22 protein-coding genes are annotated in these 21,007 nt (G+C 30.5%); 5 read left to right on the top strand and 17 right to left on the bottom strand.

The annotated features are described in order from the left end of the window. Positions 1–2: 2 nt before the first annotated feature. The 3 genes from AC5SMR_RS07080 to AC5SMR_RS07070 form a co-directional block, all read right to left on the bottom strand. Positions 3–1,334 carry a (Fe-S)-binding protein gene (locus AC5SMR_RS07080; protein WP_006997508.1) on the bottom strand — a complete coding sequence of 444 codons (1,332 nt, stop codon included), beginning with the start codon at positions 1,332–1,334 and terminating at the stop codon, positions 3–5. 57 nt (positions 1,335–1,391) lie between these two features. Next, the gene (locus AC5SMR_RS07075; RefSeq protein WP_006997509.1) at positions 1,392–1,808 is read right to left on the bottom strand and encodes a rubrerythrin family protein; all 417 of its coding nucleotides are present in this window, start codon (positions 1,806–1,808) and stop codon (positions 1,392–1,394) included. A 104-nt stretch (positions 1,809–1,912) separates the two neighbouring features. Then, positions 1,913–2,341, bottom strand: a complete 429-nt coding sequence (locus tag AC5SMR_RS07070) for a Fur family transcriptional regulator (protein ID WP_006997510.1) — start codon at positions 2,339–2,341, stop codon at positions 1,913–1,915. Positions 2,342–2,414: 73 nt separating this feature from the next. On the opposite strand from AC5SMR_RS07070, the gene fabA reads away from it, so the two are divergent. The 4 genes from fabA (at position 2,415) to AC5SMR_RS07050 (ending at position 5,398) form a co-directional block, all read left to right on the top strand. After that, entirely contained in the window at positions 2,415–2,915 is a 501-nt protein-coding gene (fabA, locus tag AC5SMR_RS07065; RefSeq protein WP_011281681.1) for a bifunctional 3-hydroxydecanoyl-ACP dehydratase/trans-2-decenoyl-ACP isomerase, read from the top strand. Beyond that, entirely contained in the window at positions 2,915–4,126 is a 1,212-nt protein-coding gene (gene fabB / locus AC5SMR_RS07060; RefSeq protein WP_018413736.1) for a beta-ketoacyl-ACP synthase I, read from the top strand. Before fabA ends, fabB begins: the two co-directional genes overlap by 1 nt. Continuing rightward, a complete protein-coding gene (locus tag AC5SMR_RS07055) occupies positions 4,127–4,912 on the top strand; it encodes an enoyl-ACP reductase FabI (RefSeq protein ID WP_006997513.1) in 786 nt (261 codons plus the stop codon). It abuts the gene before it with no gap. Between the two features lie 93 nt (positions 4,913–5,005). After that, positions 5,006–5,398: a cupin domain-containing protein gene (locus AC5SMR_RS07050; protein WP_494576915.1), complete on the top strand. Its 393-nt coding sequence runs from the start codon at positions 5,006–5,008 to the stop codon at positions 5,396–5,398. A 73-nt stretch (positions 5,399–5,471) separates the two neighbouring features. Here AC5SMR_RS07050 and pnp read toward each other — a convergent pair whose 3' ends face one another. Genes pnp through AC5SMR_RS06990 form a run of 12 tightly spaced genes read right to left on the bottom strand, consistent with a single transcriptional unit; the run spans position 5,472 to position 18,380 of the window. Then, positions 5,472–7,544 carry a polyribonucleotide nucleotidyltransferase gene (pnp, locus tag AC5SMR_RS07045; RefSeq protein ID WP_494576914.1) on the bottom strand — a complete coding sequence of 691 codons (2,073 nt, stop codon included), beginning with the start codon at positions 7,542–7,544 and terminating at the stop codon, positions 5,472–5,474. Between the two features lie 21 nt (positions 7,545–7,565). Beyond that, positions 7,566–7,814: a 30S ribosomal protein S15 gene (gene rpsO / locus AC5SMR_RS07040; protein ID WP_006997516.1), complete on the bottom strand. Its 249-nt coding sequence runs from the start codon at positions 7,812–7,814 to the stop codon at positions 7,566–7,568. Between the two features lie 13 nt (positions 7,815–7,827). Then, positions 7,828–8,196, bottom strand: a complete 369-nt coding sequence (gene rbfA, locus AC5SMR_RS07035) for a 30S ribosome-binding factor RbfA (RefSeq protein ID WP_271512296.1) — start codon at positions 8,194–8,196, stop codon at positions 7,828–7,830. Beyond that, a complete protein-coding gene (gene infB / locus AC5SMR_RS07030; protein WP_271523115.1) occupies positions 8,196–10,400 on the bottom strand; it encodes a translation initiation factor IF-2 in 2,205 nt (734 codons plus the stop codon). The genes rbfA and infB overlap by 1 nt, the downstream gene beginning before the upstream one ends. 10 nt (positions 10,401–10,410) lie before the next feature. Then, a complete protein-coding gene (nusA, locus tag AC5SMR_RS07025; RefSeq protein WP_006997519.1) occupies positions 10,411–12,003 on the bottom strand; it encodes a transcription termination factor NusA in 1,593 nt (530 codons plus the stop codon). A gap of 59 nt (positions 12,004–12,062) precedes the next feature. Continuing rightward, positions 12,063–13,232, bottom strand: coding sequence for a methionine adenosyltransferase (gene metK, locus AC5SMR_RS07020; protein ID WP_494576913.1), 1,170 nt, complete (start codon positions 13,230–13,232; stop codon positions 12,063–12,065). After that, positions 13,225–14,751, bottom strand: a complete 1,527-nt coding sequence (lnt, locus tag AC5SMR_RS07015; RefSeq protein WP_494576912.1) for an apolipoprotein N-acyltransferase — start codon at positions 14,749–14,751, stop codon at positions 13,225–13,227. Before lnt ends, metK begins: the two co-directional genes overlap by 8 nt. 19 nt (positions 14,752–14,770) lie before the next feature. After that, positions 14,771–15,232, bottom strand: coding sequence for an rRNA maturation RNase YbeY (gene ybeY, locus AC5SMR_RS07010; protein ID WP_011281671.1), 462 nt, complete (start codon positions 15,230–15,232; stop codon positions 14,771–14,773). Continuing rightward, a complete protein-coding gene (locus AC5SMR_RS07005; protein WP_494576911.1) occupies positions 15,225–16,226 on the bottom strand; it encodes a PhoH family protein in 1,002 nt (333 codons plus the stop codon). Before AC5SMR_RS07005 ends, ybeY begins: the two co-directional genes overlap by 8 nt. A gap of 2 nt (positions 16,227–16,228) precedes the next feature. Beyond that, positions 16,229–17,596 (bottom strand): tRNA (N6-isopentenyl adenosine(37)-C2)-methylthiotransferase MiaB, encoded by a 1,368-nt coding sequence (gene miaB / locus AC5SMR_RS07000; protein WP_494576910.1) that lies wholly within the window; start codon positions 17,594–17,596, stop codon positions 16,229–16,231. Continuing rightward, positions 17,574–17,984 (bottom strand): Fur family transcriptional regulator, encoded by a 411-nt coding sequence (locus tag AC5SMR_RS06995; RefSeq protein WP_006997525.1) that lies wholly within the window; start codon positions 17,982–17,984, stop codon positions 17,574–17,576. The genes miaB and AC5SMR_RS06995 overlap by 23 nt, the downstream gene beginning before the upstream one ends. A gap of 9 nt (positions 17,985–17,993) precedes the next feature. After that, the gene (locus tag AC5SMR_RS06990; protein WP_006997526.1) at positions 17,994–18,380 is read right to left on the bottom strand and encodes a peptidase M22; all 387 of its coding nucleotides are present in this window, start codon (positions 18,378–18,380) and stop codon (positions 17,994–17,996) included. Between the two features lie 7 nt (positions 18,381–18,387). Here AC5SMR_RS06990 and AC5SMR_RS06985 point away from each other — a divergent pair, with 7 nt between their 5' ends. Next, complete coding sequence (locus tag AC5SMR_RS06985; protein ID WP_494576909.1) at positions 18,388–19,386, top strand: polysaccharide deacetylase family protein; 999 nt, start codon at positions 18,388–18,390, stop codon at positions 19,384–19,386. On the opposite strand, the gene AC5SMR_RS06980 is transcribed toward AC5SMR_RS06985, so the two are convergent. Continuing rightward, positions 19,383–20,450, bottom strand: a complete 1,068-nt coding sequence (locus AC5SMR_RS06980; RefSeq protein ID WP_494576908.1) for a glucosaminidase domain-containing protein — start codon at positions 20,448–20,450, stop codon at positions 19,383–19,385. The genes AC5SMR_RS06985 and AC5SMR_RS06980 overlap by 4 nt on opposite strands. 2 nt (positions 20,451–20,452) lie before the next feature. Further along, a complete protein-coding gene (locus tag AC5SMR_RS06975; RefSeq protein ID WP_494576907.1) occupies positions 20,453–20,995 on the bottom strand; it encodes a NifU family protein in 543 nt (180 codons plus the stop codon). Between the last annotated feature and the right edge of the window lie 12 nt (positions 20,996–21,007).

The following is a 21,007-nucleotide window of genomic DNA, read 5'->3' as shown; positions in this document are numbered from 1 at the left end:
AATTACAATCTATAACTTTTTGCCATTAATTCGATAGGATGAAGTGCCTCATCATTTGAAATATTTGTGTCTGTTTCTAATTGTTTCAAATGCTTACCTGCCAAAGGACAATCTGAAGCCATGTATTTATTATTTTTATTTTTAATTTGTTTTGCTGTTGGTGTTCCAACTTTTATAGCTAGATCGTGAGTTTCCTTCATCACACCAAAAGTTCCTCCGTGACCAGCACATCTTTCAACAACATCCATTTTTATATTAGGAATGAATTTAAGCATATCTCTAGATTTAATACCCATATTTTGTGCTCTTGCATGACAAGCGTTGTGAACTGTAACCCCACCATCAATTTCTTGTAAGCCCTCTGCTAAGCCTTCGTTTTGTGCTATATCAACGATATACTCATCTATATCACTAACACTTTTTGAAAGTCTTTTAATATTTTCATCGTTTGGTAATAGCAATGGCCATTCAAATTTTAACATTAGACCACAGCTGGCTGTTAGAGTAATAATTTGATAACCCTTATCTACCCACTCTAATAAATCTTTGGAAACTTTTTTAGCTTGCTCCACAACTTTTGGTAAATCTGCTTGCTCGAGATAAGGCATTCCACAACAACCTGGGTAAGCCTCTTGAACCTCTACTCCATTTTTTTTTAAAACTTTTAATGCAGCTACACCAGTGTCTTTTTTATTAAAATTAACAAAGCATGTTGAATAAATTACAACTTTTCTATCTTTAGATGGAGCTTCACTGTTTACTGGAATATTATTTTTTTTAAAATATTTTGTAAATGTTTCTGAATTGTAGGTTGGAAGCTTAACCCTCATATCAATTCCAGCAACTAATTCTAATATTTTTCTAAAAAATGTATTTTTAATGTTTGATGCCCAGTTTATAAGTGATGATAACATTACACCAATTTTTGCATTTCTATCAATTCGAGCTAATTGTGCCGGTACTGCAGGTAATTTATTTAATTTTTTTTGAGCTGTTCTGTATCTCAACATTAAGTGAGGAAAGTCTAAATCAAAATCATGTGGCGGTACATAAGGACACTTGGTCATAAAACACATATCACACAATGTGCAAGCATCAACTACAGGTTCAAACTGTTCACTTTTTAAACTTTCTACATCCTCATTTTCTGACTCATCTATCATGTCAAATAATTTTGGAAACGAGTCACATAAATTAAAACATCTTCTACATCCATGGCAGATATCGAATGCTCTTCTCATTTCGTCATCTAATTTTTTAGGATCTAAAAAATCTGGATGCTCAAAATTGATTGGGTGTCTAATGGGTGCGTCTATACTGCCTTCTTTACTCATATTTAAAATTTTAGGATTTAATGGTGGGGGAAAACCCCACCATAAATTAAGTTTTATTTACGCAATAGATTCTAATGTTTTTTGGAATTTACCAGCGTGTGATTTTTCAGCTTTTGCTAAAGTTTCAAACCAATCAGCTATTTCTGGAAAACCTTCTTCTCTAGCTGTTTTTGCCATACCTGGGTACATGTCTGTATATTCATGAGTTTCACCTTGCACTGCTGAAGCTAAATTTGCTTTAGTCTCACCAATTGGTAGTCCCGTTGCTGGATCTCCAACTTCTTCAAGATACTCAAGGTGTCCATGTGCATGACCTGTTTCACCTTCAGCTGTAGATCTAAATACGGATGCTACATCGTTATAGCCTTCGATATCTGCTTTTTGAGCAAAATATAAATAACGTCTATTTGCTTGGCTCTCACCTGCAAATGCATCCTTTAAGTTTTCTTCTGTTTTACTTCCTTTTAATGACATATTTTTCTCCTTAATGATTATGGTGTACATATAATCATTCTAAACTGTAAGTCAACAGTTTAGAATTATTTTAATGTAACTATTAAATTATTGAAATTATTGAATTATTTTTGAGTTTGATTATCAGTTGCAACTTTAATCAATACTTCTACTGATTTTATTTTTTTTCCTGTGATATTTCTTTTTATATTCACTGAATCAATTTCTTCGTTGCTACAATCAATCAACTCATTTGTATCTTCGTCAAAAAAGTGATGGTGTTCAGTTACGTTAGTGTCAAAATAACTTTTATCACTATTAATTGAAATTTCTTTTAAGTATCCTTTTTTCTTAAATGCATGAATTGTATTATAAACTGTTGCTAGGGAAATTTTTTCACTCAACTTTTCTTCAATAATTTTGGTCAAATCATTTATCGTAAAATGAAAAGTTTTTTCAGGTGAAAACAATACTTCACAGATTTTTAACCTTTGTCTAGTTGGTCTTAAGCCAGATTCTCTCAGTTTTTCTTTGTATATATTAATATTATTCATTGCTGTTTATAATAATTCTAAACTATTTCTATATTATAATCATCATAAATCAAGTATTAAGGGACTGAAATTTATGAAAAAAAACTCATTCACATATGATGAGCTAATAAGCTGCGGAAATGGCGAACTTTTTGGCCCAGGTAATGCAAAATTACCGCTTCCACCGATGCTCATGTTTGATAGAATAACAGAAATCAACGAGGACAATGGTGCTTTTAGCAAAGGCTCTTTAAAAGCGGAGCTTGATATCAAAAAAGACCTTTGGTTTTTTGATTGTCACTTTAAAGGAGACCCTGTTATGCCAGGTTGTCTTGGCTTGGATGCTATGTGGCAGTTAGTTGGTTTTTATCTTGGTTGGCTTGGCAATCCAGGCAAAGGGAGAGCTTTAGGCGTGAGTACAGTAAAATTCACTGGTGAAGTTTTACAAAATGTTAAAAATGTAAGATATGAAATTGATATGAAAAAAATTATGGCACCAGGTGGAACAACAGTTGGTTTGGCAAATGGTTTAGTATTTGCCGATGACAAGAAAATATATTCAGCAGAAAGTTTAAAAGTGGGGTTATTTAAATAATGAGAAGAGTAGTAGTTACAGGTTTGGGAGTTGTTTCTTGTTTGGGGAATAATCAAGAAGAAGTTTATCAATCTCTTTTAAATTCAAAATCTGGAATATCTTTTTGCGAGGAATATAAAGAGCATAATTTAAGAAGCCACATTCATGGCAAACCAAATATTAAACTTGAAGATCATGTCGATAGAAAAACTATCAGATTTATGGGCTCTGGATCTGCATATAATTACATTGCAATGAAAGAAGCTATTAAGGATTCAGGATTAGAGGATAAGGATATAAGTAATTTTAAAACTGGAATAGTTATGGGTTCTGGGGGTCCTTCAATAGAGAATGTTGTTTTATCAGTTGATAAGACTAGAGCCAAAACTCCAAAGTTAATGGGACCATTTATTGTTCCAAGAACTATGGCTAGTACATCTTCAGCAACTCTTGCTGTACCCTTTAAAATTAAAGGAGTTAATTATACGATGAGTTCTGCGTGTGCAACTAGCGGACACTGTATCGGTCATGCAAGTGAATTAATTCAAATGGGTAAACAAGACGTTGTGTTTGCAGGTGGTAGTGAAGAATTACACTGGGCAATGACTGCAATGTTTGATGCGATGACTGCATTATCTTCTAAATACAATGATGCGCCTGAAACTGCTTCTAGAGCTTATGATAAGACTAGAGATGGCTTTGTAATAGCAGGTGGTGGTGGAGTTTTGGTGCTTGAGGAATACGAGCATGCAAAAGCAAGAGGTGCAAACATATATGCTGAATTAACAGGCTATGGCGCGACTTCTGACGGGTATGATATGGTAGCCCCATCTGGTGAAGGTGCTGTTAGATGTATGAAAATGGCTTTAGCAACTGCTAAGAATAAAATGGACTACTTAAACACTCACGGAACTTCAACTCCTGTTGGAGATATAACAGAACTTAGAGGTGTTGGAGAAGCATTTGGTGCTGAGGTACCAAAAATAAGTTCTACTAAATCCCTTTCTGGTCACCCACTAGGTGCTGCTTCAGTTCATGAGGCAATTTATAGTTTAATCATGATGAAAAATAATTTTATCACTGCTTCAGCTAACATCACTGAAATGGATGATGAAGCAAAAAAATTCCCAATCGTTACTAAAACTGAAACAGATGTTAAATTAAACTCTGTTATGTCTAACAGCTTTGGTTTTGGCGGAACAAATGCAACTTTAATTTTTGAAAAGGTTTAAATGAGTTTAATGAAAGGCAAAAGAGGATTAATCATGGGCGTTGCCAATGAAAGGTCTATCGCTTGGGGTATTTCGCAGAAACTTGCAGAAGCTGGAGCAGAACTTGCATTCACTTATCTTGGTGATGCATTAAAGAAAAGAGTAATCCCTTTAGCAGAAAAATTAAATTCAAAAGCTACATTTAGTTGTGATGTTGAGAATAAAGAAGAAGTAATAAAACTTTTTGAAGATATTAAATCTGAATGGGGACAAATAGATTTTGTGGTTCACGCAGTTGCATTTTCAGATAAATCAGAATTATCAGGTGAGTATTTAAACACTACTAGAGAAAACTTTTTAAGAAGTATGTTAATCTCATGTTTTTCATTTACAGAAGTTGCAAAAGAAGCATCTAAAATAATGAAAGAAGGTGGAAGCATGTTAACCTTAACTTACGAATCTACTAAAGCTATTCCAAATTATAACGTAATGGGTGTTTGTAAATCAGCTCTTGAGGCAAGTGTTAAGTACCTTGCAAGAGATTTAGGTGCTAAAGGCATGAGAGTGAATGCTATAAGTGCTGGACCCATTAAGACTTTAGCAGCTTCTGCTATTGGAGATGCAAAATTCTTATACAAGTGGAATGAAGATCATTCTTTCCTTAAAAGAAACGTAGATATTCATGATGTTGGAAATTCAGCCTTATATCTATTAAGCGACCTTGCAAATGGTGTTACTGGTGAAATTCATTACGTAGATGCTGGATATAACAAGGTTGGAATGCCAGATCCTAAAAATATTACCTAAAATATAGTTAAATTTAGTTAAAAAAATTTTGAAGAATTTTTTAGACTTAATAATTTATATTTAAAAAAAATAAGACATAAGCTAAGATTTTGAATGATTTTTGTAAAAAATCTTGCTTCTGTTTTGAGTCAAGAATGGTCATCAACTGAAAAGTATCCTGGAGTAAGGTGGAAATTTTTAGTTGATGCAGATTTTGATGGTAGTTCTGGTTTATCCCTTGGTTTTGCTGAAATAGTGCCTGGTGGAGATTTAACACTTCATTATCACTCACCTGCAGAAATATATGTGGTTACCAATGGTACAGGAATTTTAAATAAATCAGGTAAACTTGAAACAATTAAAAAGGGCGATGTAGTTTATATAGCTGGAAATGCTGAACATGCCTTAAAAAATAATGGAAAAGAAACCCTTGAATTTTATTGGATTTTTCCGACAGATCGTTTTTCAGAAGTAGAATATTTTCCCTCAAAACAAGAGAGTGCGTAGGGTTTTTAATAAAAGCCCCATAAAAAAACCCCCAGAACTTTCATTCCAGGGGTTTAGAATTTTAATTTAAAAATTATTCAGCAGCTTGTTTCATAGAAAGTTTAACTTTACCTCTATCAAAACCAATCACTTTAACTTTTACTTCGTCACCTTCTTTGACAACATCAGTAACTTTTTCTACTCTTTTAGCAGCAAGTTCTGAAATATGAACAAGACCATCTTGTTTACCTAAGAAATTAACAAATGCACCAAACTCCATAATTTTCATTACTTTACCTGAATAAATTTTATTTAGTTCAGCTTTAGCTGTGATGTCTTTAATCATTTGCATAGCGATGTTTCTAGACTCTTCATCTGGAGCAGCAACAGTTACTACACCTTCATCATTCACATCGAGTTTAGCACCTGATTTTTCAACAATCTCTCTAATCGTTGCTCCACCTTTTCCAATCACAGCTGCAATATCTTTTTTATCAACTGTAATTTGTTCCATTTTTGGAGTGTGTTCACCAACATCAGCTCTTGATTCACTTAAAGCTTTATTCATTTCACCTAAGATATTAACTCTTCCATCTTTAGCTTGTTTTAAAGCCTGCTCCATGATTTCAAATGTTATACCTGTAATTTTGATATCCATTTGAAGTGAAGTAATTCCATCTTTAGTTCCAGCAACTTTAAAGTCCATGTCTCCAAGATGATCTTCATCACCTAAAATATCTGATAAGACACTAAAATCATCACCTTCTTTGATTAATCCCATCGCAATACCTGCAACTGGTTCTTTAATCGGCACACCAGCATCCATTAGGGCAAGAGATGCACCACAAACACTCGCCATTGAAGAAGAACCGTTAGATTCTGTTATCTCTGACACTATTCTAAAAGTGTAAGGGAACTCTTCCTTTGGAGGTAATGAAGAATTAATTGCTCTCCATGCTAATTTTCCATGACCAACTTCACGTCTTCCTGTTCCAATTCTTCCAGTTTCACCAACTGAAAAAGGAGGAAAGTTATAATGAAGCATAAATCTTTCTCTGGATTGTCCATCTAGACTTTCTATTCTCTGTTCATCATCAGAAGTACCTAGGGTAGTCACAACAATTGCTTGTGTTTCACCTCTAGTAAACAATGCTGAACCATGAGTTCTTGGTAAAACACCAACTTCACACTCAATAGCTCTTACATCAGCTAAACCTCTACCATCAATTCTTTTTTTGTTTTTAAGAATATCAGTTCTAACAATTTTCTTTTCAAGGTTTTTTAATTCATCATTAACATTAAAATCAGAGTAATTTTCATCTTCTGCAAAAAGCTGTTTTGCTTTATCAGAAATTTCTGAAATTTGATTTGATCTATCTTGCTTATCAATTGTTGCAAAAGCTTTAGTTAAATCTTCTGTAAAGTTTTCTTCAAGTTTTTTCTTAACTTCGGATAAATCTTTCTTTTCAACAGTCCACTCAGGCTTTCTACATTCTTTTGCAAGTTCCTCTATCATTTCGATTACTGGAACAAAACCTTCGTGACCAAACTTAACTGCATCTAACATTACTTCTTCTGTTAAACCTGATGTTTCTGATTCAACCATAAGCACAGCATCTTTAGTACCTGCAACAACTAAATCCAAACTAGATTTTTCTAATTCAGCTTTTGATGGGTTAAGAATGAACTTACCGTCAACATAACCAACTCTTGAAGCTCCTACAGGACCCATAAATGGCATTCCTGAAATAGCTAATGCAGCTGATGAAGCTGTAATTGCTAAGATATCTGGTTGGTTTTCTTTGTCATATGAAATTACTGTTGGTAACAACTGAACCTCATTTTTAAATTCACCAGGAAACAAAGGTCTGATAGGTCTATCAATTAATCTTGAGATTAATTGTTCACTTTCAGTTGGTCTTGCTTCTCTCTTAAAAAATCCACCCGGAATTTTACCACCTGCATAATATTTTTCTTGGTAGTTTACAGATAGAGGAAAATAATCCATATCTGGATTTACTTTTTTTGCTCCTACTACTGTTGCTAAAATAACTGTTTCACCACATGAAGCAATAATTGCTCCGTCTGCTTGTCTTGCTACTTTACCTGTTTCTAAACTTATCTTCTTACCTGCAACTTCAATTTCCTTCTTATATACTTTGAACATCTATTTTCCGTTTCCTTCTATCTATTTTCTTAAATTTAATTGTGTTAATACATTTTTGTAAGAATCAAATTTATTTTTCTTTAAATATTCTAACAATTTTTTTCTTCTATTTACTGCTCTTAATAATCCAACTGAAGAGTGTTTATCTTTTTTGAATTGTTTAATGTGTGCTGAAAGAGTTTCAATTTTTCCTGTTAATAATGCAATTTGTACTTCTGAAGAACCAGTGTCCTTCTCGTGCATTTTTAATTCTTCTGCTTTTTTCGTCATACTATTTATTTTCCTATTTATTTGTTTGTTTTATTAAGTTTTCTATTTTTTCTGCGTACTCAAAAGAGTCGTCTTTAGCAAAAAGTATTTTTGGTAAATATTTCATAATTATTTTTTTAGATAAAACTTTTCTAATCAAGAAAGAGTATTCTCTCAATTTTTTAACAACCAGCTCTGTATCTTTACCACCCAGTGGTAATACGTAAGCTTTAGCAATTTTAAGATCTTGACTCATTTTCACCTCTGTGACCGTTATAGTGTTAGTTTCTAAATTCGGGACCTTAGCTTCATTTCTGGCAAAAATCATGCCTAAAGATTGCCTAATCATCTCTCCAACACGCAATTGTCTTTGTGATACCGGTTTTCCTATTCTATCAGCCATTATACTGTTCTTTCCGTCGAAGTCGTACTATACGCCTCTATTGTATCGTTTTTCTGGAAATCGATAAAGTCTTTAAGTGTTATTCCACATTCTTGACCATTACTAACCTGTTTTGCCTGATCTTTTTCTCTAAAAATAGTACTTATCTTACCAGTATAAATAATTGCTCCATCTCTTACTACTCTAGCACTTGCGCCACTAGTTATTTCACCTTCAGTTACTTTTGAGCCTGCAACTTTTCCTGTACCTGAAACTTTGAAAATTTCTAGAATTTGAGCTGTACCAATAATTTTTTCCTGAACATCTGGAGCAAGAAGTCCTGACATTCTTAATTTAATATAATCTAAAACTTCATAAATAATATTATAAGAAGAAATTACAATTTTTTCATTTTCAGCTAATTTTTTTGCTTCCTTACTTGGTTTAACATTGAACGCAATTAATGCAGCATTAGATGCTTTTGCTAAAGTTACATCTGTTTCTGTTACCATTCCAATATCAGATAAAATTATTTTAGGTTTTACTTCATCATGGGTAATTTGATTGATAGCACTTTTGATTGCCTCTGCAGATCCATGAACATCTGATTTTACAATAATATTTAATTCTGCAGCTGACTTGTCAGCAAAAGCTGAGTCTTGAGTAGCAAAAGTTAAAGGACTTCCACCAGTTTTGGTTTCTTCTGCTCTAGTCTCACTTAATGTTTTGGCTTCTTTTTCTGAATCTAAGACAATAAAATCATCTCCTGATTTAGCTGCTCCATTAATTCCAAGAATTTCAACTGGCATTGATGGTGGTGCTTCATTAACGTTTTCTCCTTTGTCATTAATTAAAGCTCTTACTTTTCCCCATTTTAACCCACTAACAAAAAAATCACCTTTTTTAATTGTTCCAGATGTAACCACAACTGTTGCAACCGCTCCTCTGCCAATATCAATTTTAGATTCTAAAACAATTCCTGTAGCTTTAGATTCAAAGTCAGTTTTTAAGTCTAAAATTTCTGCTTGAAGAACAATCGACTCTACCAACTTATCTAAATTCTTTTTATTTTTTGCTGAAATTTCAACCATCAAAGTATCTCCTGATAAATCTTCTGCGATAAGTTCATATTCTAAAAGCTGGTTCTTTATTTTTTGTGGATCTGCTTCAGGTAGATCACACTTGTTAATTGCCACAACTATTGGAACGTTCGCAGCTTTTGCATGTTTTATAGATTCAATTGTTTGGGGTTTAACACCATCATCTGCAGCAACTACTAATACCACAACGTCTGTCAATTTTGATCCTCTTGCTCTCATTTCTGTAAATGCAGCATGACCTGGTGTGTCAATAAAAGTTAGTTTATTAGATTCGTGCTGTATTTGGTAAGCACCAATGTGTTGTGTTATTCCACCAAATTCACCAGAAACAACATTTGCACTTCTTAAAACATCTAATACCGAAGTCTTTCCATGATCCACATGACCCATCACAGTTACGATCGGTGGTCTGTTCTTTAAATTTTCAGATCTAGACTCTTTTATTTTTTGAATAATTTCTTCTGCTTTTGCTTCTCTAATTGGATTATGACCAAATTCTTTTACCAAATATTCAGCAGTATCTGCTGCTAATGTTTGATTGATAGTAACCGTAACTCCCATTCCAAATAAATGTTTGATTACATTATTTGATTGCTCGGCCATTCTGTTAGATAGCTCTCTCACTGTTATTGCTTCAGGAATATTTACATCTCTTTTTATAGGTTTTAAGCTTTCTTGAATTTCTTCTTTAGTAAGTTCTCTGTTTTCTTTTAATTTTGCTCTTTTAAGTGAAGCCATACTTCTTGATCTTGCTTCAATCTCATCACTTAATGCTCTTGATACTGTTAATTTTAATTCTCTTTTTTTAGTTTCGGGTTTACCCGTATCTCCTTTTAATCTTCTAGTTGCTCTTTGTTCAGCTAACTTACGTTTTTCATAATCATTAGTTATTGGAGACGATGGTTTAGGGGCTGATGTAGTTCTAGGGGGAAAGCTACTTGTGGTTGTTACTGCTGGTTTTGACCTAACACTAGCAGGTCTAGTAAAGTTACCTCTAGGGGCAAATTTGCTAGCTTTTTTTTCAATTACAACGGAATTTTTACTTTGAGTTTTTGCTAACTCTATATTCTCTATCGATTTCTTGGCTATGCCAGACAGTGTTAATTTTGTTTTTTTGTTTTCCATATTTCATTACTCAATCTTTGTAAATTATGCTTCTTGCAGACATAATTAATTCATCCGCTTCTGTTTTTGATAAAGCAAAATCTTCAAGGTATCCTTGAATCTTAATTCTTTCGCCTTTCACAACATCATAACCACCTGTTAATTCATCAGAGGCAAGGTCTGCAAAATCTTCTAATTTTAAAATCTTTTGCTCTCCTAAAGTAACTAACATTCCAGGGGTCAGTCCTTTGTGATTTATAAGATCATCTTGAAGTCCCAAATCTTTAATTCTTTGAGTAATATCTTCTTGATCTTTTTGGTAAAACTCTTTTGCTCTTTCAATCAAAGCCTTGGCAGTGTCTTCCTCTATACCTTCAATTTTCATTAAATTTTCTGGTGAACTATCTTTAATATCTGAGATTGAAGAAAAACCTTCAGCAACAAGTAATTGTCCTAATGTTTCGTCCAGCTCTAAATTTTTAACAAAGTTTTCGGTTTTTTCTTTAAATTCAGATTGTCTTCTTTCTGAATCTTCTGCATCAGTCATTATATTAATTTCGTAATTTAATAATTTAGTAGCAAGTCTTACGTTTTGACCTCTACGACCAATTGCTTTACTTAAATTTTCTTCTGTTAAAATTACATCTAATTTTTTTGCAACACTATCAACGTTTACTCTTTGAACTTCAGCTGGTGACAATGCATTTGAAACTACTATTGCTGGATCTTCAGACCAATTAACAATATCAATTTTTTCACCTTGTAATTCGTTAACCACTGCTTGAACTCTTGATCCTCTCATTCCAACACAAGCTCCTACTGGATCTAATGAAGTATCAACTGCTTTAACACAGATTTTTGCTCTACTTCCAGGATCTCTTGCTGATGATTTGATTTCAATTAAACCATCATAAATTTCAGGAACCTCTTGAACAAATAGTTTTTCCATAAATTTTGGATGTGCTCTTGATAAAAATATTTGTTGTCCTCTAGCTTCTCTTTTAACATCATAACAGTAAGCTTTAACTCTATCTCCAGCTTTAATGTTTTCTCTAGGGATCATTTCATTTTTTTGAATAATTGCTTCAGTTCTACCTAAATCAACTATCACATTTCCAAACTCTAGACGTTTAACAATTCCACTTAGAATTGAGTCTTTTTTATCTATAAAATCATTGTATTGTCTTTCACGTTCTGCTTCTCTTACATTAAAACTAATAACTTGTTTTGCTGTTTGCGCAGCTATTCTTCCGAAATCAAAAGAGGGAAGCGGTTGTAAAATTTCGTCACCAATTTTTTTATCTTTGTTTACTTCATTTAAAATGATTGCATCTTGAAGATTAATTTCTGTATTTGTATTTTCTGGCTTTTCTACAACAATTAATTTTCTGAAAATTCCAATATCGCCACTTTCTCTGTCTATTAAAACTTTAATTTCATTGTCCTGTCCAAATTTTGATTTGGCAGCTTTTGCAATTCCAGTTTCCATGGAATCTATAATTAATTCTTTATCTATAGACTTTTCTAAAGCAACTGCTTCAGCAATTCTTAATAATTCTAATTTATCTGATCTTCTATTTAACATAAGTTTATTAGCTCCAAAAAAAAATGGGCTAAAGCCCATTCTGTAATTTCAATAATGTAAAGGCAATATATAAAGATTTTTTTTTAATTCAATAGCAACTATTTAGAAAAAACCTCTTTTTTATCAGTTTTTTCCCATGAAAATGAGCCGTTAGCTTCAGGCACTCTTCCAAAATGACCATAAGCTGCTGTTTTTTCATAAATAGGTTTATTTAAGCCAAGCATTTCTCTTATACCTCTTGGGCTTAAATCAAAATTTTCTGAGATCTTTTCTGTTACAAATTTATTTTTTTCTAAATCATTATCAAATAAATCTACATAAATTGATAAAGGTTTAGAAACTCCAATTGCGTATGCTAGTTGAATTAAACATTTTTCAGCAATGTTAGATGCAACAATATTTTTAGCAATATATCTTGCTGCATAAGCAGCTGATCTATCAACTTTAGTTGGATCTTTACCAGAGAAAGCTCCTCCACCATGAGGTGCTGCTCCACCATAAGTATCTACAATAATTTTTCTACCTGTTAAGCCACAATCCCCATCTGGGCCACCAATTACAAAATTTCCAGTTGGGTTTATATATAATTCTTCTTCATTAAAATCTTTCAAAAACTTTTCTGGAATTGATTTTAATAAATAAGGTTTTAATAATTCTCTAACTTTAGCTTGATCTACATCTGCTGAGTGCTGTGAAGATATAACAACTGATTTTACTTTGGTTGGTTTTCCATCTACATACTCAAACGTGACTTGACTTTTTGAATCTGGCTCAATATTTTTTAATTTTCCAGATTTTCGATCTTCCGCCATTAATCTCAAAATCTTATGAGAATAATGAATTGGTGCTGGCATTAATTCTTCAGTTTCGTTACAAGCATAACCAAACATTATTCCTTGGTCACCCGCTCCCTCATCTTTATTACTTGATGAATCCACACCCATGGCTATATCAGCGGATTGTGCATGAAGGTGGCTTTCTATTTTTGTAGCTTCTCTCCAAGTAAAACCATCTTGATCGTACCCTATATCCTTGATGCATTCTCTTACTTTTTGAATAAGATCTTCTTCTTTGATGCTCGGTCCTCTTACTTCTCCAGCTAAAACAACTTTATTTGTAGTGGTTAAAGTTTCACATGCTACTCTTGAAAAAGGATCACCTGAAAGAAAGCTATCCACAACCATATCAGAAATACGATCTGACACTTTATCTGGATGTCCTTCAGAAACAGACTCGCTTGTAAATAAAAAATTTTTTAAATTACTCATGTGTAATTTTCTTAAATGAAAAAATTAAAAAAATATATAATAAAATAAGTATAAAAAATATCTTATCCCCATAATTCATGTAAGGCGTAGATTTAAGGATTTTACTCTCTTTAAAATCAACATAACCAGTAGTGCCAAACTCAACTTTTTTTTCTATGATACCAATTGGGTTAACAATGGCAGATATTCCATTGTTTGCTGATCTAATTACATATTTTCCGCTTTCAATAGATCTAAAGATACTGTGTGCAAAATGTTGCTTTGGGCCAATAGAATTTCCAAACCACCCATCTTCTGAAATATTGATTATATAATCAAAATTTTTGTCTTTAAATAATCTATTTGAATAAATAATTTCATAACAGATTAAGGGAAGTAATTTTAATTCTATCTTGTCATTTTTTATTAAAAGTGCTTTTTGGTTCTCACCTTTTGAAAAAGATTGGTAATCATTGGTTACTGTTTTAAGTCCTATTAAACTAAGAACTGATTCAAATGGAGTAAACTCTCCAAATGGCACTAAATTAATTTTGTTATAATTATGAATTAAATCTAATTTATTATTAAAAATCGCCATTGAATTAAAAAATAAATTTTCACTATTTTTAATTTTTACACTATTTAGACCCATGATAATTAAATCATCACTCGAAAAACTATTTGAAAATAATTCCTTATATATATCCATATCTCTTAAATAACTGTCTGGAATAATTCCTTCAGGCCATAAAAAAATCATTGGTTCTTTTTTTTCTGGATTGCTCAAGGTAATTAGTTCTTGTATTATCTTTAATTCATCCTGCTTTGAATAAAATCGGTCTAAACTAATATTGGGTGATACAGCTCTTATTGTAAAATTATTTTTAATATCAGCTGTAGTATTAAATTGATTATATTTTAAATTGCCAAAAACTAAAAAACCTACAGAAATTATTATAAAGAATAAACAGACAATAATTTCTTTTCTGGTTTTTCTTAAGATAAATAAAGCTGGAACAGTAAACAAAGATATACAAATTAAATTGAAAGAATAAGTCCCAATTACTGAAAGAATTTGAATAAAATAAATACTTTCTGAAAAACTAAAAGCAATTAAATTCCATGGAAAACCAGTAAGAATGGACCCTCTAATAAATTCAATAGATCCAAATAAAATTGAAAAAATAAAAAATGTACTAACAACATCTCTAGAATAAAAGACAGAAAACAAATAAGTTATAAATCCATAAAATATTGCAAGAAAAGCAGGAAATAAAACAATAGATATTGGTATTAAAAATTTAAAGCTTTCATCAAAAGTTAAAGAAATTGCAATCCAATATAAACTACATAAAAAATAACCAAAACCAAAAAACCATCCATATTTAAAGAACGATTTATTATTTGGATTAGTTTTTTTTTGTGTAAAAAGAAAAATAAAGAATAATGAAAAAGTAAAAAAATTAATTATAAAATAATTATAAGGTGGCAAGCTGTAAGAACTGATAGCACCTAAAAAAAATACATATAATATGTTCAAAAAATTTTTTTTAAGCAAGTTAAGCAACTTTTGTTTTGATGAATTTATAAATTAAATCTTCTTCTTTAATCATTTTTTTAAAATCTTTTAGTTTTATATGATCGTGACCTAATAAATGAAGAAATCCATGAATAAAAATTTTAACGACTTTTTGTTTAAACTCTAAAATGCTTATATTTTTTGGTTTATTCATAAACTCATAGCTAATTACTATATCACCAAGATAATTTGATTTTTTTGGGTTAAATTTTTTCTCAAATGGAAATGATAATACATCTGTAGGTTTATTTTTATTTCTAAAATCTTTATTAAGCTTTTTAATATTCTTATTATTTGAAAGTAAAATTGTTAGATTTATTTTTTTACCGATAAATTTATATTTTTTTGGAAAAAATTTTAGAATAGAATTAAAAAAAGTTTTATTTCTTTTGATTTTTTTGCTCCAGAGAGTGCACTCCGAAACTACATCAATTTTAATCATTTTCTTGGTCAGAGTACGCTTTTACAATCTTAGATACCAAAGGATGTCTCACCACATCTGAATGATCAAAATCTACAACTGAAATTTCTTTTAAGTGTCCAAGTAATTTCTTAGATCTACTTAGGCCTGACATGTTTTTATTTGGTAGATCTATTTGAGAAGGATCACCATTTATAACAATTTTAGAATTCTCACCTATACGTGTTAAAAACATCTTAATTTGAGTATCTGTTGCATTTTGGGCTTCATCTAAAATTGCAAAAGAATTCTTTAACGTTCTTCCTCTCATGAAAGCAAGTGGTGCTATTTCAATATCACCAATTTCAATCATTCTCTGTATTTTTTCAAAATCAAATAAATCATAGAGAGAATCATATAGAGGCCTTAAATAAGGATCTACTTTCTCCTTCATATCTCCTGGTAAAAAACCAAGTCTCTCACCAGCTTCTACTGCTGGTCTTGATAGAATAATTCTTTCAATCTTTTTATCAAGCAACATAGTTAATCCAACTGCTACTGCTAAAAAAGTTTTACCTGTCCCTGCAGGGCCTGCAGATATGACAATATCACTTTGTCTTAAAGCTCTAACATATTCTTTTTGTCTCTCTGATCTAGGGATAACAGATTTTTTTGGTGTTTTAATTATGTCAGAAACATTTTGATTTTTTACTTTTTCTTCAATCATAAATTTATCTATAGATGAGATTATATCTTTTTTCTCAATACTGCCATTAATAATAAATTGATTTGCAAGAAATTGAATAGCATTTTTTGTAATTTCGTTTTGTTCTGGGGTTGATTTTATTAAAATAGAATTTCCCCTTGAATAAAGATTTGTATTAGTAATTTTTTCGAGTTCTTTTAAATTTTCATTAAACTCACCAACAACTCCCATTAATAAATCATTATCATGAAAGATAACGCTTAAAGAGTTATTATCAGAGTATACAAATTTTAATGTTGAATTAATTTTTTTTGAAACTGTATTATTCAATTTTAAGCTACCCTTTTTTTAGAGCTTTCAGTTAATTTTCCAAAAAGACTATTTTGATTACTACTTGTTATTTCGACTTGCAAAATTTTTCCAATATTTTCTATATTGCCATCAAAAATTACTGATGTCATATATTCTGTTCTTCCAAATAACTTAATCCCATCTTTCATTTTATTTTCTACTAGAACATTTAAAATTTTATTTTCTAGAGATTTATTTTTTTGTATTTGGTTATTAAATAATTTCTCCTGAATTATCTCTAATCTTTGTTTAGATTTTTTTTGATCCACGAGTGTTAAATTTGCAGCAACGGTTCCTGGTCTTGGGCTAAAAATAAACGAATAAGAGTTGATAAATTTTATTTTTTCAATTAGTTCCATTGTCATTTTAAAATCTTGCTCATCTTCTTCTGGGTATCCAATAATAAAATCACTAGAAAACTCAATTTTTGGGTTAATTTTCCTAAGTTTTTCATAAACTAGCAGATATTCTTCAATGGTGTGTTTTCTATTCATTAGATTTAAAATTTTATTTGATCCACTTTGTACTGGTAAATGTACAAGGGGCATCAGTTTAGATGATGTCTTATAAACGTTAATCAAATCATCTGTCATATCCTTAGGATGAGATGTTGTGTATCGAATTCTTTCAAGTTTATCAAAGCTATCAAGTTTGATTAGCAAATCTGATAGTCTATATTCTTTACCTTCCTCATCATAACTGTATGCGTTTACATTTTGACCTAACAAGATAATTTCTTTTGCACCATTTTGAACCAATTCTTTTGCTTCATTTATGATTTGGTCAAAAGGCCTAGAGTATTCTGGTCCACGAGTATAAGGCACTACACAAAAATGACAGAATTTATCACAACCTTCTTGGATTGTTAAAAATGAAGAGACTTTACTGTCTTTATTTTTAATCTGACTTAAATAATTAAATTTAGAAATTGTATCAAATTCTGTTTCTTCCTCTTTTTTTTTGTTTTTTAAATGATTTGATATTGCCTCATTTATTTTATGGTAAGACTGTGGACCAATTACAATATCAATATAAGGTTCTCTTTTTAACATTTCTTGATTTTCAGCTTGAGCGACACAACCTGCAACAATTACAATTGGTTTTTTTTTCTCTCTAAAAATTTTTTTGACTCTTCCTATTTCATGGTAAACCTTTTCTTTTGCTTTATCACGAATATGACAGGTGTTTAAAAGATAACAATTTGCATCCTCATATTTTTCAGTTTTTTCAAAGCCTATTTTTTTTACAGTATCAAATATACGATTTGAATCGTATTCATTCATTTGACAACCAAAAGTTTTAATAAAAATTTTTTTTAACATTGTGTTAGGATTTTTTTTTAACCCCATATAATTCTAATTTGTGATCAACCAATCGATAACCGTATTTATCAGCAATTTTTTCTTGTAGCTTTTCTATCTCTTCATCCACAAATTCAATAATTTCTCCTGATTTAACATCAATTAAATGATCATGATGTCCTTCATTTAATTCCTCGTATCTAGCTTTGCCTCCTTTAAAATCATGTTTAGCTAAAATTCCAGACTCCTCAAAAAGTTTTACTGTTCTATATACTGTGGCAATACTTATTTTTGGATCAATCTTTGAAACTCTATTATATAGTTCATCTACATCTGGATGATCATTAGACTCTGACATTACTTTTGCGATAATTTTTCTTTGATCCGTTAGTTTAACTCCTTTAGCTAAACATTTTTGTTCAATATTTTCTGACATTTTTTAATTTTAACTTAAATAAATAGGATTAATCAAATTCTTTTTAATTTTAAATTTTTCACATAAACTAGGGACTTCTTCATACTTAACTTCTTTAAATCCTTTAAAATCTTCAAAACTAAAACAATAATAATTGATTTTTTTTGTTAGAAATAAAGCTTTAATCGTCGCTAATGAATTTCTAATTCCTGCAAAACTACCAGGTCCTCTGTTAACATAAATAATATCAATTTGATCTAAAGTAGAGGAATTTACCTTTAAAAAATCATTAATTAAGATCATTAATTTTTCAAAATTAATTTTACTATTTTCATGAGTACAAGTATAAATATTCTCACTAACTATGAGTGTTAAAAAAATTTTATCTCTTGTGGCATCTACTATTAAATTTTTCATTATAATAATGTTATTTGCTATCAATTCTAAAGCAGAAGAAAATAATATCAAATATTATTCTGAAGATAGTGGCATTCTTTCTTTGATGTATCACCGATTTGATGAAAATAAGTATCCTTCAACAAATATACAAATGGATATTTTCAAAGAACAAATGTCTATAATCAATACCTCAAATTATAAATTTTTTGATCCACAATATTTACAAAAAGAATTTAATTTTCCAAAAAATAAAAAAGAAATACTTATCACTGTAGATGATGCGTTCTTATCTTTTTATAAAATTGCGTGGCCATATTTGAAAAGAGAGAAAGTTCCTTTTATTTTATTTGTTTCAACTGAAACCATAGGTAAAACTGGCTATATGAGTTGGCAACAAATACAAGAAGTAGAAAAAGAGCCATATGCTTACATCGGCAATCATTCACATTCTCATAATTACCTGGTTGATCTAGAAACAAAAAATTTTTTGGCTGATATTAATACTTCAATTCAAATTTTTAATCAGAACTTAGGCTATAACCCAATTTTTTTTTCATACCCATTTGGTGAGTATAGCAAAACTATTAAAGATTTTATTTCCAAAAATTTTGATTTTGCTTTTGGACAACATTCTGGTGTTATTGATATTAATAAAGATCCTCATGAATTACCCAGATTCCCAATTAATGAAAAATATGGTGACTTAGAAAGATTCAAATTTTTGATTAATCTTGGTCCACTTCCATACAAATCTTTAAACCCTGAAGACAAGTATATTATCAATAACAATCCACCAAAACTATCTGTTGAATTTTTTGAAAATCAAAAAAATATAGAAAATATTAATTGTTTCTCTGATGAGGGTAGTGGATGGGATAGGTCAAATATTACTTTTAATAAAAATATATTAAACATAAATTTTAGAGAAAAATTTACATTCAGGAGAGGTAGAGTTAATTGTTCACTTAATGATGATGGAATATGGAGATGGTTCGGCGTTCAATTTTCAGTGAGTCAAAATTAAATTAAACTTTCTAAATCTTTGCTAGATGGTAATAACTTTGCATCATCAAAATCTGTTAAATCATTTTGTCTAATAATTTGTTGTAAAATTTTAACATACTCTTTTCCTGTCTCCGCATATTTATCTAAATATTCAGTAAGAATCATGCTGTCTAATTCTTTTCCTTCATCTCTCAATTCTGCTCTTGCACTTCTAAAATCTTTATAAGACGAGTGTGTGTTTAAATTTCTTTGATAAGCTTTTACGGACGCCTGCAAAACCTTAAATCTCATAACTTTATGTGTACTATCATCTTCTGCATCAGCAGGTTTTATTCCTTTACCACTCCACGTCCACTGACCAAACAATGCATTTCCCTCCTGAGCAAACCTTGATGTTCCCCAACCAGTTTCCTTTGCAGCTTGCGCAATTGCCATTGAAACAGGCACTTCATCCATTCTAATTTTCAATGTTGATAAATCTTTATTTACAACTCCATATTGTTTAAATTTTATGTTTAACCACTCTTGTTCTGTCTTTGTATTTTTGCTTTTATTTAAAATACTAAAGAGCTTTATTCTATCTAGTTTAATACTATTATTTTCATCAATGACTAAAGGCAAAATTATCTGAATGAATAATTCTTTTCTTTTTTTAGTATTTTCTATTTTTCCAATTTCCTTTGGTAATAGATCTAAATTTATAGGCTTTACTAATTTATTTTCTCTAACATCTTTTAAATTATAATTTGTTGATTTAAAAAGTTCTTCAATTGTTGCAGCACTTAATAGTATGGCATCTGATGTCTGCTCATCGAATGTTAAAACGTCTTCATATAAAAACTTTTTATTTAATTGTTCATCTAGTTTTGTTGTTTTGTTTTTTAATAATTGTTTTAAATTATTCTTTGAATTATTTTCATAGTTCTTAGAAAATGTCATTTTTTCTTTTGTAAGATTAATGGCTAATGGAGCTATAAAAAAAATTGATATAATGATTAAACTTGATAAAAAAGTTCTTGAAAGATTATCTATTTCACTTTTTTGTGCTTTAAGTTTATTTCTAATAATTATTTTTTTTTTCATAACTATATTGCAACCACTTCTTTAACCTCAGGCAAATAGTGACACAAAAGATTTTGTACTCCTTGTTTTAAGGTCATTGTCGAGCTGGGACAGCCAGAACAGCTTCCTTGCAATTCTACCTTAACAATTCCATCTTTAAATTCTTTAAATTTAATATCACCACCATCTTTTGCAACAGCAGGTCTAATCTTTGATTCTAAGATACTTATAATTTGCTTTTCGATTTCAGTGTGTTCCTCTTTTTTTTCTCCAAGTAACTCATTCGCAATTACAAATTCTTTTCCTGTAGAATAAAAATCATTAATCAGTGAAATAGCTATATGTTTAATATCTTCCCAAATTACTTCTTCATTTTTATTTATAGATATAAAATCTTCTCCTAAAAATACACCTGTTACCCCATTAATTGATAAAATATTTCTTACTAATTCGTTATCAGTTTCTTCTTTTTTTATCACTTCAAATGAGCCATTATTGGAAACTGTTTTTCCAGGCAAAAACTTTAGTGAATTAGGGTTTGGTGTTACTTCAGTTTGAATGAACATATTTTTATATAT

This window comes from Candidatus Pelagibacter sp. PS_28 (assembly GCF_059417885.1).
This window is presented reverse-complemented; position numbering and strand designations above follow the sequence as displayed.

What these genes read in the sequence shown, in the direction of transcription:
- fabA (WP_011281681.1), top strand. Translation starts at nt 2,415, where the DNA reads ATGAAAAAAAACTCATTCACATATGATGAGCTAATAAGCTGCGGAAAT.
- AC5SMR_RS07070 (WP_006997510.1), bottom strand. Translation starts at nt 2,341, where the DNA reads ATGAATAATATTAATATATACAAAGAAAAACTGAGAGAATCTGGCTTA.
- AC5SMR_RS06975 (WP_494576907.1), bottom strand. Translation starts at nt 20,995, where the DNA reads ATGTTCATTCAAACTGAAGTAACACCAAACCCTAATTCACTAAAGTTT.
- nusA (WP_006997519.1), bottom strand. Translation starts at nt 12,003, where the DNA reads ATGGGCTTTAGCCCATTTTTTTTTGGAGCTAATAAACTTATGTTAAAT.
- rbfA (WP_271512296.1), bottom strand. Translation starts at nt 8,196, where the DNA reads ATGGCTGATAGAATAGGAAAACCGGTATCACAAAGACAATTGCGTGTT.
- AC5SMR_RS07050 (WP_494576915.1), top strand. Translation starts at nt 5,006, where the DNA reads ATGATTTTTGTAAAAAATCTTGCTTCTGTTTTGAGTCAAGAATGGTCA.
- AC5SMR_RS07080 (WP_006997508.1), bottom strand. Translation starts at nt 1,334, where the DNA reads ATGAGTAAAGAAGGCAGTATAGACGCACCCATTAGACACCCAATCAAT.
- AC5SMR_RS06995 (WP_006997525.1), bottom strand. Translation starts at nt 17,984, where the DNA reads ATGTCAGAAAATATTGAACAAAAATGTTTAGCTAAAGGAGTTAAACTA.
- AC5SMR_RS06990 (WP_006997526.1), bottom strand. Translation starts at nt 18,380, where the DNA reads ATGAAAAATTTAATAGTAGATGCCACAAGAGATAAAATTTTTTTAACA.
- fabB (WP_018413736.1), top strand. Translation starts at nt 2,915, where the DNA reads ATGAGAAGAGTAGTAGTTACAGGTTTGGGAGTTGTTTCTTGTTTGGGG.
- ybeY (WP_011281671.1), bottom strand. Translation starts at nt 15,232, where the DNA reads ATGATTAAAATTGATGTAGTTTCGGAGTGCACTCTCTGGAGCAAAAAA.
- miaB (WP_494576910.1), bottom strand. Translation starts at nt 17,596, where the DNA reads ATGGGGTTAAAAAAAAATCCTAACACAATGTTAAAAAAAATTTTTATT.
- pnp (WP_494576914.1), bottom strand. Translation starts at nt 7,544, where the DNA reads ATGTTCAAAGTATATAAGAAGGAAATTGAAGTTGCAGGTAAGAAGATA.
- metK (WP_494576913.1), bottom strand. Translation starts at nt 13,232, where the DNA reads ATGAGTAATTTAAAAAATTTTTTATTTACAAGCGAGTCTGTTTCTGAA.
- rpsO (WP_006997516.1), bottom strand. Translation starts at nt 7,814, where the DNA reads ATGACGAAAAAAGCAGAAGAATTAAAAATGCACGAGAAGGACACTGGT.
- AC5SMR_RS06985 (WP_494576909.1), top strand. Translation starts at nt 18,388, where the DNA reads ATGTTATTTGCTATCAATTCTAAAGCAGAAGAAAATAATATCAAATAT.
- AC5SMR_RS07075 (WP_006997509.1), bottom strand. Translation starts at nt 1,808, where the DNA reads ATGTCATTAAAAGGAAGTAAAACAGAAGAAAACTTAAAGGATGCATTT.
- AC5SMR_RS06980 (WP_494576908.1), bottom strand. Translation starts at nt 20,450, where the DNA reads ATGAAAAAAAAAATAATTATTAGAAATAAACTTAAAGCACAAAAAAGT.
- AC5SMR_RS07055 (WP_006997513.1), top strand. Translation starts at nt 4,127, where the DNA reads ATGAGTTTAATGAAAGGCAAAAGAGGATTAATCATGGGCGTTGCCAAT.
- infB (WP_271523115.1), bottom strand. Translation starts at nt 10,400, where the DNA reads ATGGAAAACAAAAAAACAAAATTAACACTGTCTGGCATAGCCAAGAAA.